The sequence below is a fragment of the Methanolapillus ohkumae genome (assembly GCF_032594355.1).
Classification (GTDB): domain Archaea; phylum Halobacteriota; class Methanosarcinia; order Methanosarcinales; family Methanosarcinaceae; genus Methanolapillus; species Methanolapillus ohkumae.
The window spans coordinates 1141773-1159115 of record NZ_CP131061.1; the positions used below are offsets into that span (position 1 = coordinate 1141773).

General features: G+C 40.9%; 14 protein-coding genes. 9 read left to right on the forward strand and 5 right to left on the reverse strand.

What is annotated here, in order from left to right:
* Positions 1-56 precede the first annotated feature (56 nt).
* Both MsAm2_RS04960 and MsAm2_RS04965 read left to right on the forward strand, forming a co-directional pair.
* Complete coding sequence (locus tag MsAm2_RS04960) at positions 57-1259, forward strand: potassium channel family protein (protein ID WP_338097161.1); 1203 nt, start codon at positions 57-59, stop codon at positions 1257-1259.
* A 619-nt stretch (positions 1260-1878) separates the two neighbouring features.
* On the forward strand, positions 1879-2196 hold the full coding sequence (locus MsAm2_RS04965) for a hypothetical protein (RefSeq protein WP_338097162.1): 318 nt from the start codon (positions 1879-1881) through the stop codon (positions 2194-2196).
* Between the two features lie 107 nt (positions 2197-2303).
* On the opposite strand, the gene MsAm2_RS04970 is transcribed toward MsAm2_RS04965, so the two are convergent.
* Positions 2304-3809, reverse strand: coding sequence for a geranylgeranyl reductase family protein (locus MsAm2_RS04970; RefSeq protein WP_338097163.1), 1506 nt, complete (start codon positions 3807-3809; stop codon positions 2304-2306).
* A 38-nt stretch (positions 3810-3847) separates the two neighbouring features.
* Positions 3848-4774, reverse strand: a complete 927-nt coding sequence (locus MsAm2_RS04975; RefSeq protein ID WP_338097164.1) for a methanogenesis marker 8 protein — start codon at positions 4772-4774, stop codon at positions 3848-3850.
* A 406-nt stretch (positions 4775-5180) separates the two neighbouring features.
* On the opposite strand from MsAm2_RS04975, the gene MsAm2_RS04980 reads away from it, so the two are divergent.
* From MsAm2_RS04980 to MsAm2_RS05010, 7 genes are all read left to right on the forward strand, one after another.
* Positions 5181-6347, forward strand: coding sequence for an LL-diaminopimelate aminotransferase (locus MsAm2_RS04980; RefSeq protein WP_338097165.1), 1167 nt, complete (start codon positions 5181-5183; stop codon positions 6345-6347).
* Positions 6348-6530: 183 nt separating this feature from the next.
* The gene (locus tag MsAm2_RS04985) at positions 6531-7277 is read left to right on the forward strand and encodes a UPF0280 family protein (RefSeq protein ID WP_338097166.1); all 747 of its coding nucleotides are present in this window, start codon (positions 6531-6533) and stop codon (positions 7275-7277) included.
* Positions 7278-7416: 139 nt separating this feature from the next.
* On the forward strand, positions 7417-8370 hold the full coding sequence (locus tag MsAm2_RS04990; RefSeq protein ID WP_338097167.1) for a mechanosensitive ion channel family protein: 954 nt from the start codon (positions 7417-7419) through the stop codon (positions 8368-8370).
* Between the two features lie 271 nt (positions 8371-8641).
* A complete protein-coding gene (locus tag MsAm2_RS04995; protein WP_338097168.1) occupies positions 8642-8956 on the forward strand; it encodes a phenylacetate--CoA ligase family protein in 315 nt (104 codons plus the stop codon).
* Positions 8957-8983: 27 nt separating this feature from the next.
* Positions 8984-9943: a phenylacetate--CoA ligase family protein gene (locus MsAm2_RS05000; RefSeq protein ID WP_338097169.1), complete on the forward strand. Its 960-nt coding sequence runs from the start codon at positions 8984-8986 to the stop codon at positions 9941-9943.
* 211 nt (positions 9944-10154) lie between these two features.
* Positions 10155-12407, forward strand: a complete 2253-nt coding sequence (locus MsAm2_RS05005; protein WP_338097170.1) for a monovalent cation:proton antiporter family protein — start codon at positions 10155-10157, stop codon at positions 12405-12407.
* A 491-nt stretch (positions 12408-12898) separates the two neighbouring features.
* Positions 12899-13507 carry a DUF308 domain-containing protein gene (locus MsAm2_RS05010; RefSeq protein ID WP_338097171.1) on the forward strand — a complete coding sequence of 203 codons (609 nt, stop codon included), beginning with the start codon at positions 12899-12901 and terminating at the stop codon, positions 13505-13507.
* Between the two features lie 163 nt (positions 13508-13670).
* Here the strand turns inward: MsAm2_RS05010 and MsAm2_RS05015 are convergent, their stop codons facing one another.
* The 3 genes from MsAm2_RS05015 to MsAm2_RS05025 form a co-directional block, all read right to left on the reverse strand.
* Positions 13671-14549, reverse strand: coding sequence for an IS30 family transposase (locus MsAm2_RS05015; RefSeq protein ID WP_420846959.1), 879 nt, complete (start codon positions 14547-14549; stop codon positions 13671-13673).
* Between the two features lie 624 nt (positions 14550-15173).
* Positions 15174-16040: a hypothetical protein gene (locus MsAm2_RS05020; protein WP_338097172.1), complete on the reverse strand. Its 867-nt coding sequence runs from the start codon at positions 16038-16040 to the stop codon at positions 15174-15176.
* A gap of 87 nt (positions 16041-16127) precedes the next feature.
* Entirely contained in the window at positions 16128-17177 is a 1050-nt protein-coding gene (locus MsAm2_RS05025; RefSeq protein ID WP_338097173.1) for a metallophosphoesterase family protein, read from the reverse strand.
* Between the last annotated feature and the right edge of the window lie 166 nt (positions 17178-17343).

The window sequence follows — 17343 nt, forward strand, 5'->3', positions numbered from 1 at the left end:
AATTTAGCAAATACAAACAATACTTAATCAAATTCAAACGGATGGTTTATCAGGTTATGACAAAAAAGCGGTACAAGTATGTGCCCAAAAATCTCAAGGAATTGCTCGTTGAGATGAAGGACACATCTGAGCTGATGATTGATTTGGCTTACTCGGCGATGATTTACGATGACGAAGACATTGCCGAAGAAGTGATGCATCTGGAAGAAAAAATGGATATGCTGGACTATCACGTCAAAATGGGAGCCATGCTCAGCACGCGCCGGATTGAAGATGGCGAGCAGCTTTTGGGAGTTTTGGAAGTTGCGGCCGCTTCCGAATATATTGCAAACGCGGCGATGGAAATCTCCAAATGCGTTTTAATGGACATTTCCATTCCGGACCGTCTTAAAGTCGCACTGAGAAACGCCGATGAAACCATTGTCAAAGTCCGGGTGAATGAAGAATCCGAGATGGTCGGCCAGACACTTGGAGATTTGGAATTAGATATCGAGGCTGGCATGTGGATTATTGCCATCCGGCGCAACGCGGACTGGATTTACGCGCCAACCAAAGAAACCCGCCTCCGGCAAGGAGATGTTTTGATTGCGCGTGGTCATGATGAAGGCGTTCCGCTTTTCTTTGAGAAAGCGACCAACAAAATTTACACGCCCAGAAAAGTGATCGATTGCAATGAAACCGCCGGTTTTGAGCAGGCGATTGAAATCATTGTTGAAATGAAAAACATGTGCGAACTCTCCGTCGGTCTTGCGTATTCAGCGCTTTTGTTGAACAATAAAGATATCGCTCAGGAAGTTCAATCCATTGAGCAAACGCTGGATGAAATGAAATACGAAGTCCAAGAGCTTGTCCTCGAAGCCGCCTGTTCCATGGAATCGCCGTCCGAACTCAAAGGTGTTTTGATTTTGGCGAGCGCGTCTGAAAAGATTTCCAATGCGGCATCCGACATTGCCGATCCGGTATTTCGGGAAATCGGGCTTCACCCGATTATCGCGATGGCCGTTCGTGAATCAGACGAAATCATCATCAAAATCGAAGTCGCCTCTTGTTCTCCGATTCTTGGAAAATCCCTCAAAGAACTTCGCTTGGAAACCGAAACCGGAATACATATTTTGGCGGTAAAACGGGACAACCGCTGGATCTATTCCGTCAGCGGACGAATTACAATCCATGAAAATGATATTTTAATCGCACGCGGATCCCGGGTCGGTGAAGAAGCGTTGATTGAAATGTGCACTTGCCCGGTGGATTTGAAGTAAAAAAATCCGCAGGCTGTATTTTTTCATTTTTCTTTTTCATTTTTCATTTTTGTTTTTCATATTTTATCCTTTTTGTTTTTTTATTTTTGTTTTTTTATTTTTGTTTTTTATTTTTGTTTTTTGCTTTTGCTTTTATTCAGGCGGCATGCGCGCGCGTTATGGCAACACATTTTAAAGAGGATTAAAAATCGAAGGATCGCCTTTTTTTGACAACTATTTTTCCGGCAACAAATTTTCCGGCAACAAATTTTCCGGATCAAGCACCCCTTCCAGAAAATCCGGATACGTACCGCATCTCGAATTTTCGGATTTTGGAGGAATGGATGTGTTGAAAGAAAACAGATGCAGCAACCATAAAATAAAAAACAGATGCAGCAATCATAAAGTTTTAAAAGTTGTTTTTATATTATTATTCTAATTTAATCAACAATTATATATATTTTGATAATTATATTAAAGATTTAATGTACCTGCCCAAAAATACAATGTTATTTGTTTTTGATAAATTAAAAAACAAGGATCATTGGCGACTCGAATTTTGGCAGCCGCTGCATTGTTCATTTCAGGCATTTGCCTGATTTTTTGTCCGTTATTGTTCAAAATACAAAAGAGGTTTTTTATGAAAGTGACGATCACCAGTGAAAAAAGCCCGCTTCCGGGAGAAAAGCACCGCTCAAGCATTAATTTTACAACAGAAGGGCTTGGCAAAGAATCCAACATTAAAATTAAAGTCTTTTACGACTACGAGAAACCCAATCCGGTCGAAGCCACCGGTGTCACCTTTGACATTAAAATCGACAAACTTGGTCCCGATGGCACTTGGATTCCGGAAGCTAAAACCGGCGCGTCCGAAAAGAATACGTCTCACCGCAATCTCTACATCGCAAACCCAAAGAATGCGGAACGGAAATTCACGGTCGAGCTTTCCAACGCTTAATTTTAACGGGATTGTAAAAAATCAAATCATTTTGGCGGAAAAAAACTTCCGCCTCTTTTTTTTAAATTCATTTTTCATTCGTTTTATTTTGTATAAACAAAATCGAATCAAACCAAATTTTTCAAAAATACTTTCATTAATTTCATCATTTTAAAAGCCTGTTTGGAGAACATGATTTTTCGAATCAGAATGGACGGATGGTCCATGTCTCCGTATTCGGTAATCATCGCTAACATCTCCGGATTATTCATTTCTTTAAAAATGCCGTCCATGTCAGCATCACTCATTTTTGTCCGGTATTTGTGCGCCAGCATTCCAATATCCAGTTCCTTTTGAAGCTCGGTTTTCCACTGTTTTTCATATTCCGCCATCTTTTTTTCCGAGAAATTGTTTTCGACTACCGCTTGACCGGCAACTTTTCCGGCAATTTTTGCCGCGACGGCGCCCGGATAAATTCCGCCTCCTGAGATTGGTTTGCATTGACCGGCAGCATCTCCGACTACTAAAAACCCGGTCGCATACGTTTTTTTCATGGGGCCGAGGGGAATATTTCCGGCGGTTAAATTTGATGGCTCAGATTGGATTTTAGAAGCGATTTCCGGCCGTTTTAAAAATTCCATCAAATATGAATGGGCATTGACCTTTTTCCCGGCGGTCTGCGGAGAAATCGGATTGTATTTTTCCGCCGCTTCTTTGTCAATCGCCAGACCAATTCTTGAAACCGAATCTGAAATCGGAATCGTCCAGGCAAAAAACCCCGGGGCGGCGCTTCCAACAAAAACCTCAACCGCTCCCGGATTTTTGGAATCGTACTCCACATCTACCTGAATCCCGGACAACAATTTTTCGCAAGGGGAAAGACCGGCCCATCCGGCGGCACGCCCGTTGGCGCCGTCGGCGGCAATAATCATTTTTGCAAAAAGAGTCTTTATAATTCCGTTGCCGGCCACCGTTAAAATCCAGCCGTCCTGCTCTTCAAATTCGGCGTCGATTATCGGACCGGAACCAGCTGCCTGATTTTTCGGGGGGGTTATTTCAATTTTTTCTCTATTCGTACCGGTTTTGTCTTCATCTGTTCCTTTTTCGTCCGGTTCATTGTTTTGGATTTTTATTCTTTTTCGTGGATCCGGACCTCTTTTCATTCCGATAGCTTTTGTTTTCAGCCAAATTTCAACCCCCGCTTCCTTCGCTTTTTTTGCGGATTTTTGGTCAAACGCCGACCGGGAAACAACGTAAGCCATTGTGCTTTTTCCGCGAACAGGAAGGAATTTTTCTGACGGCGGATAGACATCTGCTCCGGAAACAGAATGAAGAACAAACGAATCATCCGGCTCAATTTCAGCTTCCCGCACAGCCGCAACACTGAGAAGACCGGCACATTGCACGGGAATCCCGATACTTGAATTTTCTTCAATCATCAAAACCCCGGACGCGCCGTTTAATTTGGCGTAGCGTGCGGCAATGGAGCCGGAAGGACCGCCGCCAATAACAATCACATCAAAACAATTATTATTAGTAGGAAGAGGAGCAGTTGCAATAGGAGCAGTTGCAGTAGGAGCAGTTGCAGTAGGAGCAGTTGCAGTAGTATCATAATTTTCAAGAGCAGAATCCAAAAAAATCCCTCGACTTTTATTTTAAACATGAATCCTTGTCAGACCAACTCTTTCGGTTGCTTTTGTTCCGGCAAAACAGGTAGCGGCATTGTGTTTACCAAAAGAGTGCTGTTCACATATTTGGCCCGCTCCAGCAACAATTCCCTTCCGGCTTGCGTGAGCGCAATCAGCGGAACAGCCGTTCCGACCTGCAGCAACGGTTTTATTTCCCTCAAATGTTTGGATGCGCACAGCGTGACGATGTCAGCGTATTTTTTCAATTCTTCCGATTCTTCTTTTGAAATACCGGTGGTATGAACGGCAATAATTAAAAAATAGATTTCATTGTTCCCGATATTATTTTTTTCATTGTTCCCGATATTATTTTTTTCATTGTTCCCGACATTGTTTTTTTCATTGTTTCTTTCATTTTGAAAATTTCTTATTTTTTCAGCGGTTTTCGCATCTGCGACCGTCACCGCGATTTTTTTAAATCCAAGATCCGCCGCCGTTTTAGCCCCCAAAAGAGGATCAATGGCCGCTGTTTTTTCATCCGGAATAATTCCATCTCGGTCTTTTATTTTTTGAATAATTTCCGGAATCGGCTCCGTGTAAACCAGCCCCGACATCCGGGCGCCCATGCCTTGAACCAAAGACGGATTTTTTGTCACAACTGTCCCCGCCCCATCGCAAACACTGACGGAAGCATCGATAATCCCGTGCTTCAATCCGGACATCATGGTTTCGGATGCGCCAAAACCGACAAAATCCTCAAAACCATCCAATTTGCGCTCCGGCGTAAAAAACCCAAATTCCCGAATTCGAAACTCCATATTTTTTTTGACTTCGGCCGGGTCGATTTTTTGAATCCCACGCGCTTTTTCAAAAAGCGGGCACCAATAAATATCCGGATTAAAAACCTCAACAACCGCGCCATCTTCAATGACAACGCGCGTTTTTCCAACCATTTCCATGATGTGACGCATAACTCTCAAAATGAAAATGCTTTTTCAGTTATAAATTTCCTTCCAATCCCAACAATTCCAATCCCAACAATTCCAATCCCAACAATTCCAATCTCAACAATTCCAATCCCATTCTTGTCAAGCCGGCTTTTGACTGTCCATAGATTGGATTTTGATTTTTTTTCAATAGGAACGGCTATATAGAAAAATCAAGTTGAAATAATAGTTTTCAGGAATATTTTTCAAAATTTTTTAAATAAAATTAAATTAAAATTAAAATTTAAAAATTCTAAAGAATTCTATTCAAAAATTTCATATTTTAAAGAATTCTATTCAAAAATTCCAAATTCTAAATAAATACATTATGTAAAAAAGATCAGCAATATTTTTATATCCCACGACGAATTTTAAAAATGGAGTGATATATATGAGTTATTCGGAACGCATTTTGACTTTGCCGCCCTATCTTTTTGCGGCGATTGATGAGGCTAAGAAAGCAATCATTGACAAAGGAGTCGATGTCATTGATTTAGGCGTCGGCGACCCGGACCGCCCGACTCCACCCCACATTGTCGAATCAATGGTAACAGCGGTTCGTGACCCGAAAAATCACCAATATCCATCCTACGTCGGTCTTTTGGAGTTTCGGGCGGCAGTTGCCGAATGGCTGAAAAAAGAGAAAGGTGTGACGGTGGACCCAAAAACCCAAGTCTTGTCTCTCATCGGCTCCAAAGAAGGGGTGGCCCACGTCCCGTTCGCATTTATCAACCCAGGGGATATTGTTTTATGTCCGAATCCCGGCTATCCGGTGTACAGCATCGGAACGAAATTCGCATGCGGCATTCCGTATGATATGCCCCTTCTTGCGAAAAATAATTTCCTGCCGGATTACGATGCGATTCCCAAAGATGTTCTTAAAAAAGCAAAACTGCTCTTTATCAATTATCCGAACAATCCGACCGGTGCCGTTGCAACTCCTGAGTTTTTTGCAAAAACCGTGGCCTTCGCGAAAGAAAATAACCTGGTCGTCGTCCATGACAACGCATATTCCGAAATGGTTTTTGATGGCTACAAAGCGCCCGGCTTTTTGGAAACGCCGGGAGCCATGGATGTCGGCATTGAGCTTTTCTCCATGTCCAAAACATACAACATGACCGGCTGGCGTCTCGGATTTGCGGCCGGCAACAAAGATTTGATTGCAGCGTTTGGAAAAGTGAAGTCCAATATTGACTCCGGCGTTTTTGACGCAATCCAGCGAGCAGGCGTCACTGCTTTGACATCTTCCCAACAATGCGTTTATGAAATGAACGCGGTTTACAAGGAGCGGCGGGACAGTTTGGTCGCCGGCTTAAAATCTATCGGCATTGACGCAGTACCTCAAAAAGCCACATTTTATTTATGGGCACCGGTTCCCAAAGGCTACACATCGATGGAATTTTCAAAATTGCTGTTGGAAGAAGCCGGAATCGTCGCGACTCCCGGAAACGGTTTTGGCGCAAGCGGTGAAGGATTCCTGCGGTTCGCGTTAACAAAAGAAGTCGACCGCATCAACGAAGCGGTGGAACGAATGAAGAAAATAAAATCCAAAATTTAACATTTTCTTTATTTTCTTTCTTATTTTATTTTTATGTTTATTTTTTATTTTGGTTTTATGTTTATTTTTTATTTTGGTTTTATGTTTATTTTTTATTTTGGTTTTATGTTTTTCATCCGGTTGTGTTTTATTGGTCTTGAATTTTAGAATTGTTGAAACTGCTGAAAAATGGGTGGAAGATTCATGATTAAATGTCATTTTGAATGGAAAGAAACCATCGTCACCATATTGGCGGATTCCGATTTTTTTGTGGAAATCGCCCGAAAGGAAATTGCTGCCTGCCGTTTCATTTTGGAAAACTACATTTCCAAAAATCCGTTTTTTAAAACCACGTTGGAAACATATGGAAAAGACCCATCGGCACCTCCTCTCATTCAACGAATGATTGAGGCCGCAAATACATTTGGAATCGGACCGATGAGCACCGTTGCGGGCACTATTGCCGAATCCGCGGTTTTGAAAATGAAAGAAGCAGGCGCGGTGATTGCGGTGGTGGACAACGGCGGAGATATCGCTCTTTACAACGCCGGCGAAAAACCACTTGTTATCGGCATTTACGCCGGAAAATCTGATTTTAAAAATTTGGGTTTTTCCATAGAACCCGCGCCGGATATTCTTGGAATTTGCACATCTTCGGGAACGGTCGGACACTCCATCAGTTTTGGGATTTCGGACGCCGCCATTATTTTTTCAAAAAACGTTGCGTTATCGGATGCAGCCGCAACGGCATTGGGAAACGCCCTGACAACGACCGGAGCCGAAAATATTAAAAAAGCGCTCTTCGTCATTCAAGTTCCCGGAATTGACGGCGCTGTTTTGGTGGAAGGAAAAGACATCGGATTTTGGGGAAAAATTCCGGAAATTGTCAAAGCTCACATCGATTATGATTTAATTACAAAAGGAAAAAATGTAAAAACGGTAAACTTTTAAATAAAATCCGCTCATTTATCGTTTTAATTATATTTTTTGACAGAATATTCGCCGAAAAATCAGAACCGGTTGAATTTGAATTTTTTTTGAGAAAATGAGGTCGATCCGAATCTTATTTTCATAAGCCGGAGGATTTAAATTGATAGAAAACACGCTCAACTCACTCTACATCGTCCTTGTCAATACATCCAATGCGGTTTTGGACAACTTGGGAACCGTCTTTTATATTCTTGTGATTCTTATTTTGACCGCGGTTGTTGCGCGTTTTGTGGGCAAAAAGTTTCAATCTTACTCCGAAAGCGTTGAAAAAAGCATGAAGATGGATGTGACCCGGTTTACGATGTTTCGGCATGTTATTGTCGGCAGTATTTATTTGGCCGGAATTGTTCTTGTGTTGTATACTGTTCCGCCCCTTCGGGCTTTTTCATCCACCATTTTGGTGGGGGCCGGTGTCATCGGAATTGTCATCGGCATTGCTGCCCAGGACACTTTCGGGAACATTATTTCCGGAATCGCGCTCACCTTTTTCCAACCGTTTCGGGTCGGCGATTTGATTACGACAGACAATGTTTACGGAGAAGTCATCGACATCAATCTGAGACAAACCACGATTAAGACCTCGGACAACCGCTTGGTGATTATTCCCAACTCTGTTTTGAACAAAGCGACTGTCACCAATTGGACATTTGATGACCGCAGCATTCGGTGGGTCGTTCCCGTTCAGATTTCATATGAATCCGATGTCGATCTTGCCCGAAAAATCATGACCGAGGAAGCCCGCAAAAACAAATATGTGATGTCGCCGGAATTGGTTTTTCGAATGCATCCGGAAGTGACGGAGGATGTCCGCGTCCGAATGACAGGTCTTGCGGAGTCCGGAATTAATTTGTCTCTTGATTTTTGGGTGGCTGACCGGGATGATGCCTACTCGGCCGAATGCGCAATCCGGGAAGGAATTAAGAAAAGATTTGATGATGAGCCGAAAATTACAATTCCATACCCGCACATGATGATTATTTCGGATGATTCGCAGCGGATGCGCTTCTTGAAAAAAAATCAAACGGATGAGGAAAGAGACGAAAACTCAAATTGAATTGTTGAGATAATTCCGAAATGAAATAATTAAATTTTGAATCGGGATTGATTTTTTTCTTTTTGACTCAATTTTATATACTATGAACCGCTTTGATAGTACTACCATTTGTATGACACGCTTTGACATGGCACACCGTGCTTATTGTATGACCATATACAAAATGCATGATCTTGCGGCGTGTTTTTTATTTGTTTTATTTGATAACAAACATTTGTTTTATTTGACAACAAACAATTATTTTTATTCAAATTCAGGTTATGATGAATTTATGGCATTTTGGGATCCTCAGATTGAAACGATGAATCGAAAAGAGATGAACGATCTTCAGCTCAAACGTCTTACAAAATCCGTCCAAACGGTCTACCGGAATGTTCCGTTTTATAAGAAAAAATTCGATGCGGTCGGTGTAAAGCCGCAAGACATCCGCTCCCTTTCCGATATTTCCAAGCTTCCGATGCTGACGAAGCAGGATTTTACGGACAATTATCCGTATGGTCTTTTTGCGGCGCCGATGGAAGACATCATCCGGATTCATTCGTCGTCCGGAACAACCGGAAAACCCAAAGTAGTCGGCTACACATAGAATGATATTGATATTTGGGCGGACCTTTTGGCCCGAAATTTCGCCATGGTCGGGCTGACAAAAAAAGATATTTTTCAAAATTCGGTGAATTACGGTCTTTTCACCGGCGGTCTTGGAATTCACAACGGAATCGAGCGTCTGGGCGCAACGGCTGTTCCGGCCGGTGTCGGGCATACGCTCCGGCAACTTGAGATGATGATTGATTTTGGTGTGACCGCAATTCACTGCACGCCATCTTACGCGCTTTATTTGGCGGAAACTGCGGTCGAACATGATATGGTGGACAAATTAAAGCTCAAAGTCGGCTGCCTTGGCGCAGAACCGTGGTCGGACAACATGAGAAAAAATATTGAGGATATGCTCCACATCAAAGCGTACGACTCCTACGGCCTTTCCGAAATGTTTGGTCCCGGCATCGCGTTTGAGTGTCCGGAACAAAACGGGCTTCACATTTGGGACGACCACTTCTTTGTAGAGGTTTTGGACAAAAACGGCGAACAAGTATCGGAAGGCGAGAAGGGGGAGTTGGTTCTCACCTCTCTCACCAAAGAAGGACTCATCAGCATCCGATACCGCACCGGCGACATCACCCGGCTTTTGGAATCCGATTGCGAATGCGGCCGCCACTCGACCAAAATTTCCCGTCTCATTGGACGGGTGGATGACATGGTGACCGTTCGCGGAATTAATGTGTATCCGACGCAAATACAGGATGTCATTTCCAAAATTCCGGAAGTGAGCAACCAATTCCAAATGATTCTCACCCGCAATTCCAAAAAAATGGATGAGATGACCGTGCAAGTCGAACTTGAAAAAGATGCGTTTACGGACGACTTGATCAAGTTGGAAGCCATCCAGCAGAAAGTGATTTCCGAATTGATGAATGTCTTAAATGTCCGGACCAGTGTTGATTTGTTGGAATTCGGAAGCATTGAGAGAACGGGCGGAAAGTCCAAAAGAATTATTGACAAAAGAGAGCCGATCTAAGCTCTTTTTTTGTTAATTTATTTCATCCGCCGCGTGCGTTATGGCGACACCTTTTTGGAAAATAAATCAAAACCGATTGGCATTTTTGGTGAGTTTTTTCAAAAACAAATGATTGCTTTTTGAAAAGATTTTTTTGCAATTTTGAGCAAAAAATATCAACAATTATTTAAATCATGTCCGCAAATATTTCGTTAAAATATTGTGAGAAAACATGTCCGGACTTGCCCCACTCATTTCTGATTTGGCTTTAATATTAATTGCGGCAGGGGCGGTCACACTTATATTCAAATGGTTGAAACAGCCTCTTGTTTTGGGTTATGTGGTTGCGGGTCTTCTCATCAGCCAGCATTTCGGATTTTTCCCTTCGGTTTCCGACTTAGAAAACGTAACGCTTTGGGCGGACATCGGAGTCATTTTCTTATTATTTGGTCTCGGATTGGAATTCAGTTTTAAAAAACTGATGCGTATCGGCGGCCCGGCATCGGTGACAGCCATTACGGAAGTCATTTCCATGCTCACCATCGGCTACTTTGTCGGCTATCTGATGGGATGGTCGCACATCGACAGCATTTTTTTAGGCGGTATGCTGGCCATGTCATCCACCACCATCATTATTAAAGCATTTGACGACTTGAACTTACGGTCCCAGAAGTTCACCAGCATTGTTTTTGGAACACTGGTCGTGGAAGACTTGGTCGCCATTTTAATGATGGTTCTTCTCCCGACGCTTGTGATTAGTCAAACCTCCGTCGGCATCGAAATGATTGAAAGTTTCGGACGGCTTGTCTTTTTCCTGGCACTTTGGTTTGTTTTTGGAATTTTCCTTTTGCCGACGCTCCTCAAACATATCCGCAAATTCATGAACGATGAAACCCTTTTAATCGTCTCCGTGGGATTGTGCCTTGGAATGGTCGTTCTTGCCAACAAAACTGGATTTTCATCCGCTCTTGGCGCCTTTATTATGGGATCCATTCTGGCGGAAACCATTGACGGCGAAAAAATTGAACACTTGGTCAAGCCGGTCAAAGATTTGTTCGGTGCCATCTTTTTCGTATCGGTCGGCATGCTTGTGGACCCGGAAATGCTGGTGACATACGCCATCCCGATTATTATTGTAACGCTTGCAACCTATTTTGGAAAAATGATTTTTTCAAGCTTGGGTGTTTTAATTTCCGGGCAAAATCTCAAAGTGGCAATCCAATCCGGATTTTCACTGGCGCAAATCGGTGAATTCGCCTTTATCATTGCCGGACTCGGTATGAGTTTAAAGGTGACCAGCGACTTTTTGTATCCGATTGTGGTAGCGGTCTCCGTGATTACCACGTTTACAACACCGTACACGATTAAATTAGCTGAGCCGACATATAATTTTCTCAAAAAAATATTGCCGGACAGCGTCAACAGCTTTTTGGATAACTACGGGTCAGGCGCACAAACCGTGAACCGGCAAAGCGGCTGGAAAAAAACATTATTCTCCAACGTAATGGTCATTTTGGTTTATTCCGTCGTGCTGGCATTTATTGCCATAGCGTCCGTTCGCTACGTATCTCCGTTTTTAAAGACAGAAATTCCGGGAACTCTCGGGTCTGTGATTTCCGTTGCCGTCACGGTTCTTTTGATGGCGCCGTTTTTAAGCGCACTTTTGGTGAGCAAATTAAAAACGCCGGCTTTTATGGAAATTTGGAATAATAAAAAATTCAATCGCGGACCATTGCTCCTGATTGTGCTTGCCCGTGTGGTTTTGGCTGCTTTTTTTGTTGCGTATGTCGTGTTCAGCGAATTCACAACAAAAATTGGAATCGTGATCATCCTGACGGTTTTAGTCATTATTGTCGCGTTTTTCTCAAAAGTTCTTCGGAAACAGTTTACTCACTTCGAAAAACAATTCATGACAAATTTGAATGCCAAAAACCTCAGCAAATTGAAAAAGGAAGACAAAAATGTTGCTCAAAGTTTGATGGCACAAAACGTTCACCTTGGAACGTTTGACATTACGGTGGAGTCGGTCGTCGCCGGAAAAACCTTGGCGGAACTCAATTTCAGAAAAAAATACGGCGTCAGTATTGTATCTATTATTCGCGGCGGAAATCATATCAATATTCCGGGCGGCCTTGACCAATTGTATCCGGGCGATCAGATTGTCGTTTTGGGAACCGACGAGCAGATGAAACTCTTTAAAGCCGAAATTGAAGACCATGCCATCCTGCCGGAAAAGGATGATGAAGTTGTGTTGGAACAGTTTGTCGTGGGCGAAAATTCATATTTGGTCGGAAAAGATATTCGGGAATGCGTGATTCGCGACAAGGCTCAATGTTTGGTGGTTGGCGTGGATCGGGACGAAGAATCCATTATGCACCCTGATGCGACTTTTATGTTTAAGGAGGGCGATGTGGTGTGGGTCGTTGGGGAAAGGGAAAACATCCGGACGCTGACAAAAAAGGATTCGCATGACACGCACATTTAATTTTTAAAAATCTGCAGCTTGATCCTGTTTTTTTATTTCCGTTTCTTTTTTTCACTTCTTTTTTTTCACTTCTGTTTTTCACTTCTTTTTTTCACTTCTTTTTTTTCACTTCTGTTTACTTCTTTTTTTCATATTTTTTTCTTTAGGCAGCCGCATGCGTGCGTTATGGAAGCAAATTCTGCAGATATTTCGACAAAACCGGAGCGGTTCGTTTTTCTTTTTTCACTTCTCTTTCTCTTTTTTCTTTTTTTCTAGTTCTTTTTTCAAAATTTTTTAGGGTTTTTAGAGATGAAAATAACTTTCAATTTCATACCCCCTATTATACAATACATTTAATAATAATATATATATAGATGAATTTCCAATTATGTTTTGCAATTTTATAATTGCAAATAAATTAAATTACCATCAAGCAAAAGCGGTTTTATTGATTTTGCTTGAAATATTAGAATGTTATTTTTGTAATATTTATCAAAAGATCAGGTGAGTTCATGGAAACCGTTATTGAAGAAACCTCCGGCCCGGTTCGGCATTGGTGGATTGTCCTTTTGGAAGCATTACTTTTTATTGCGGCGGGTTTTATCTTTTTCTTTTACCCGTTTGAATCCTACACCATTTCATTTTTGACCATCAACATTGTTGTCAGTGTTCTCTTGGTTGTCATTGGTGTTCTTGAAATTGCGTTCGCGTTCACAACCCGGAACATATTCGGAAGTTGGGTATGGGGTTGTGTCCTGGGTATTTTAACATTGATTTTAGGTTTGATTTTGATTTTCAACCCGCAAATCAGCGAACTGGTTTTGCCCTACATTTTAGCCATCTGGATTTTAATTGAAGGTATCAGCATGATTGGAACATCCATCAACATGAAAGATTCCAAGCAAGGCGGCTGGATGTGGGTGTGCCTCGGCGGTATTTTAGTTATCCTGCTCGGCATTATCATTATATTTAACTTTGAATTGGCCACATTGACCTTTGTCTACTGGGTCGGATTTTCCTTCCTTTTTGCAGGAATTACGGATGCTTTCGTATCATACAAACTCTACAAAGCCAAGAAATTCATCAAAAAGACAACCGTGGTTGAAGGAGCTCAAACTTAAAACAAAGAAAAATAATAAACAAAAAGAAATTAAAAATCGTATGCCGTTGGTTGAAAAATCAACGGCTTTTTTTATTGAGTTTTTTTGATGGAATTTTTTTCGTTTTTGATTTCGTTTTTGATTTTGTTTTTGATTTTGTTTTTATTTTATTTCTTATCTTCAATCAAGAAGTGCATAATTTCATGACTTCCAAAGGAGTCATGAAATTTAAACACTTTCTTGGCCTGTTATTCAGCCACTCTTCTAATTCTTTCACTTGTTTTATTGAAATCAATGAAAAATTTGTACTTTTAGGGAATATTCTTCTAATTATCCCGATCGTGTTTTCCACCGTTCCTTTTTCCCAACTGGAATAGGTATGACAGAAATAAGTATCAATATCCAACTCATCCTTCAATCTCATATGAGCAGCATTCTCTGTCCCATTATCGAAAGTGATTGTTTTTCTGAATGCCGGATCCAGTTGTTTTAAAGTAGCAATCGCCTTTTCCATCATTTCATGAGCAGATTTATCATTCAACAAATTAATCCAGGTATATCGCGTAACCCGATCCACAATTACCTGAAGGCATGATTTAGATTTTTGTGACCCCAAAGTGTCAATTTCAAAATCGCCCACTCTGATTCTGAGATTTACAAACTCGGGTCTATCCTCAATTGAAACTCTGTTTGATATCTTTCCTTCATGCTTTTTTGATTCCTTTCCTCTTTTCCTTCTGATTCGATGATGTCTTGGCAGATACTGAATTAATTCTTTCCCGACAGAATAGATGTATCGATAAATTGATTCATAATTGGTCTTGAGATTTGGATAATCCATGGATATTCTTTTAGCAATTTGTTCCGGCGTCCATCGGTTTTTCAATTTTTCATGAACGTACCGGCGAATATATCTATCCTTCAATATTTCCTTCTTTGCAGCATCATACTTTCGTTTTTCGCTTCTTTTATGTGCTTGGAGAGGATTATAGCACACATCATTATGTGGTGGTTGATTCCGCTTTAATTCCCGGGAAACAGTTGATTGTGAACAGCCAATCACGGTTGCAATCTGAGTTTGAGTACATTTCTATGATTTGTACATTCCAATGTCTATTCGTTGTTCTAATTCTAGGTGCGAATATTTTTTATCTTTCAATGTGTTTTGCATCATGGGTGCTTTCCTCTTCTTTTTGTGCAAGAATTAGATAAGTTAAGCACCCACATTATTTTTTCGGAGATTATGCACTTCTCCATTGAATGTGGGTTTTTATTTTTTCATTTTAGTTTCATTTTATTTTTGTTTCACTTTTGATTTTATTATATCCTGATGCTCTGATCATTTTATTTATTTCGCCGCCGCGCGCATTACGGCACCATATTTTTTAAAAATAAATCAAAATCAATGGACATTTTTTTGATTTTATTTTCAAATAGAGGAGATATTTTATTGAAAAAAATAAGCAAACAAAAAAAACAAGCAAACAAAAAAAACAAGCAAACAAAAAAAAACAAGCAAACAAAAAAAACAAGCAAACAAAAAAAAACAAGCAAAACCGCCCGAAAATTCGAGATGCTTTGCATCTCGAATTTCTCGGAATTGTTTCTATAAGGAAAAGATATGTTGGCGAAATGCAGCAATCCTAAAAACAGTAGACATTGCAGAAAATCCTAAAAACTGTTTACGTTAGTTCAACACTTTTTCTTCATCTTTTTCAAAATTCTCATACGATTTTGCCAGTTTTGCCATATTTCTCATTTTTCCGGCGGTGTAGGAAATCAATTCCGGAGTCATTTGAACCAATTCCGAATTTTCCGCCGGTTTTTGAGGAAGATCGGATGTAAACCGGTAAACTTCATAGCACGGCAGGAATTCAAAACAGATCCGGACAGCATCAATCGTAGAAATTAAGAGATATTTAAAATGAACATAATCCATGTCCTGAATTTCATTCATTTCCGGCGCGTCAATTTCATCCATCAAAAAATCAAAAATCATATTAACAGACATAATATCGCTGCTTTTCGCAAAAATCCGGTATTTGGAATCAATCAGGCTTTCCACCGAAAATCCGGGATTTGATTTCCTTTTTGAAAGTCCTGACAAAATCCCATCCCGAATAAATTTGTAATTGGAAACGGCAAGACTCTTTCCGATAAAGGATTCCAATTCATCTAAGGTTTGCAAGCTGTTTTTGGCGGATTGCTCAAATTCTTTAATATTGGACATATAACGGTCAATTCCGTTTTTGGTCCATTTTTTGGATGCCGGAAGGTCTCGGGCTTGTGCTTTGAGTTTATTTTCGGCAATTTTTTTTCGGGCGGAATTTCGGATGGCGGCAACCGTATTTGGATTATTCTTGCCGACAAGAGATGTTTCCATCCCCGATTCCATGTCAGTCACTTCTTTAAATAGATCATCCATGACGGCTTTGACATTTTCGGAAAAACGAACAAAATAAAAAAAGGATTCCTGCAAATCGTTTTGCCGGGATTTTTGATAAGATTCAAGCTCGGACTGCGCAGATTTTAACCGGTCATAAATTGTTGCCATGACAAAGAAAAGGGGTTGAAGGGTTTTATATTTATCTTAATATTTTGTTTATTTTGAATTTGTTTTATTTTGTATTTTGAATTTGTTTTATTTTGTATTTTGAATTGAGTCGGTTGTTTTTGAATTTTTTCGAAGTTTTTGTTTTCGTTCCGCCGATTCCTTTTTCGTCAGCCTCTTCCATTTTTCCATATCTGTTTTTTGCCGGATTTTTCCGCGTTTTTTACATTCCGGTGCGGCCGGCATTACATTTTCCGAACCGGATTGTTCAGCTGTTTTTTCTTTTAAAATCGGATGAAGCGCGAGCCTGCTGGTTTTATATTCCCAAACGAATCCGTTATCGTTTTTCTTTTTATCTTTTCTGTAGAAGAAAAATTCCACAGACTCCGGACTTGCCAAACAAACCGCCGCCCGAATATCCGGACCCGCACATGGCAAAGCCGAATAAAGCGACACCAGGGTTTTGTCAAACCAGAATTTAACGCCGCATTCCAGTGTCGTATGTCCACGAATCACGAGTTGAAAATTGTTTTTTTGAAGAAAAGATTGGACAACATCCGGACCAAATCGCTTGACACGGATTCCGCGCGGGGACGCGGACCAGCCTTTCACATCGGCAGGGTCGCTCCATAAATAAGAAAAGGAATCTTCGGCGGATTTGGAAATTTCCAAAAGCGGACTTTCGGAAAGCCCGCCATGCACACAAAAGACTTTTTCATTTAAAACCACCGCAACCGGCAACTCTTTAAAAGCGTCGTTTGCCAATTCGAACAGGTCCGGCTCTTCTAAAATTGAACTTTTGAATTCCGACAAATAATTCACGTCTTTCGTTTCATGATTTCCACGCAGCAACACAACATTTTTGGGGGATTGGATTTTCAGGTCAAAAAGACGGTTTAAAACACCGACGGAATCGGGTCCTTTATCAATGTGGTCGCCCAAAAAAATCCAGGCGTCCGCCTTTTTTTCCAAGCCGAGCGCCAGAATGAAATCCAAAATATCCGAGTTGCCGTGAATGTCGGTTGCAATCAACGCTTTTTTGGCATTTAATGAAAAGACAGCCTCCTCCGCCTGAAGAATCGGAAGAATCTGTTCCAGATTCCGCCGCAACCGTTCTTTTTCACCGCTGTCGTCTGCCAAAAAACCGCCCCGTTTTTAAAAACTGAAAAATAAAAGTAAAGACATATGAAAATTAAAAGATTGAATTAAAATGATGACACCATTATTACTTGTTGATATTTAAAATTTCAGATGAAAAATAAGAAACAAAAAGAAAGATCAAAGAAAGATCAAAAAGAAAAAAACA

Bases quoted from the DNA above. Each gene is read 5' to 3' on its own strand.
- MsAm2_RS04960 (WP_338097161.1), top strand. From the start codon at position 57: ATGACAAAAAAGCGGTACAAGTATGTGCCCAAAAATCTCAAGGAATTG.
- MsAm2_RS04965 (WP_338097162.1), top strand. From the start codon at position 1,879: ATGAAAGTGACGATCACCAGTGAAAAAAGCCCGCTTCCGGGAGAAAAG.
- MsAm2_RS04975 (WP_338097164.1), bottom strand. From the start codon at position 4,774: ATGCGTCACATCATGGAAATGGTTGGAAAAACGCGCGTTGTCATTGAA.
- MsAm2_RS04980 (WP_338097165.1), top strand. From the start codon at position 5,181: ATGAGTTATTCGGAACGCATTTTGACTTTGCCGCCCTATCTTTTTGCG.
- MsAm2_RS04985 (WP_338097166.1), top strand. From the start codon at position 6,531: ATGATTAAATGTCATTTTGAATGGAAAGAAACCATCGTCACCATATTG.
- MsAm2_RS04995 (WP_338097168.1), top strand. From the start codon at position 8,642: ATGGCATTTTGGGATCCTCAGATTGAAACGATGAATCGAAAAGAGATG.
- MsAm2_RS05005 (WP_338097170.1), top strand. From the start codon at position 10,155: ATGTCCGGACTTGCCCCACTCATTTCTGATTTGGCTTTAATATTAATT.
- MsAm2_RS05010 (WP_338097171.1), top strand. From the start codon at position 12,899: ATGGAAACCGTTATTGAAGAAACCTCCGGCCCGGTTCGGCATTGGTGG.
- MsAm2_RS05020 (WP_338097172.1), bottom strand. From the start codon at position 16,040: ATGGCAACAATTTATGACCGGTTAAAATCTGCGCAGTCCGAGCTTGAA.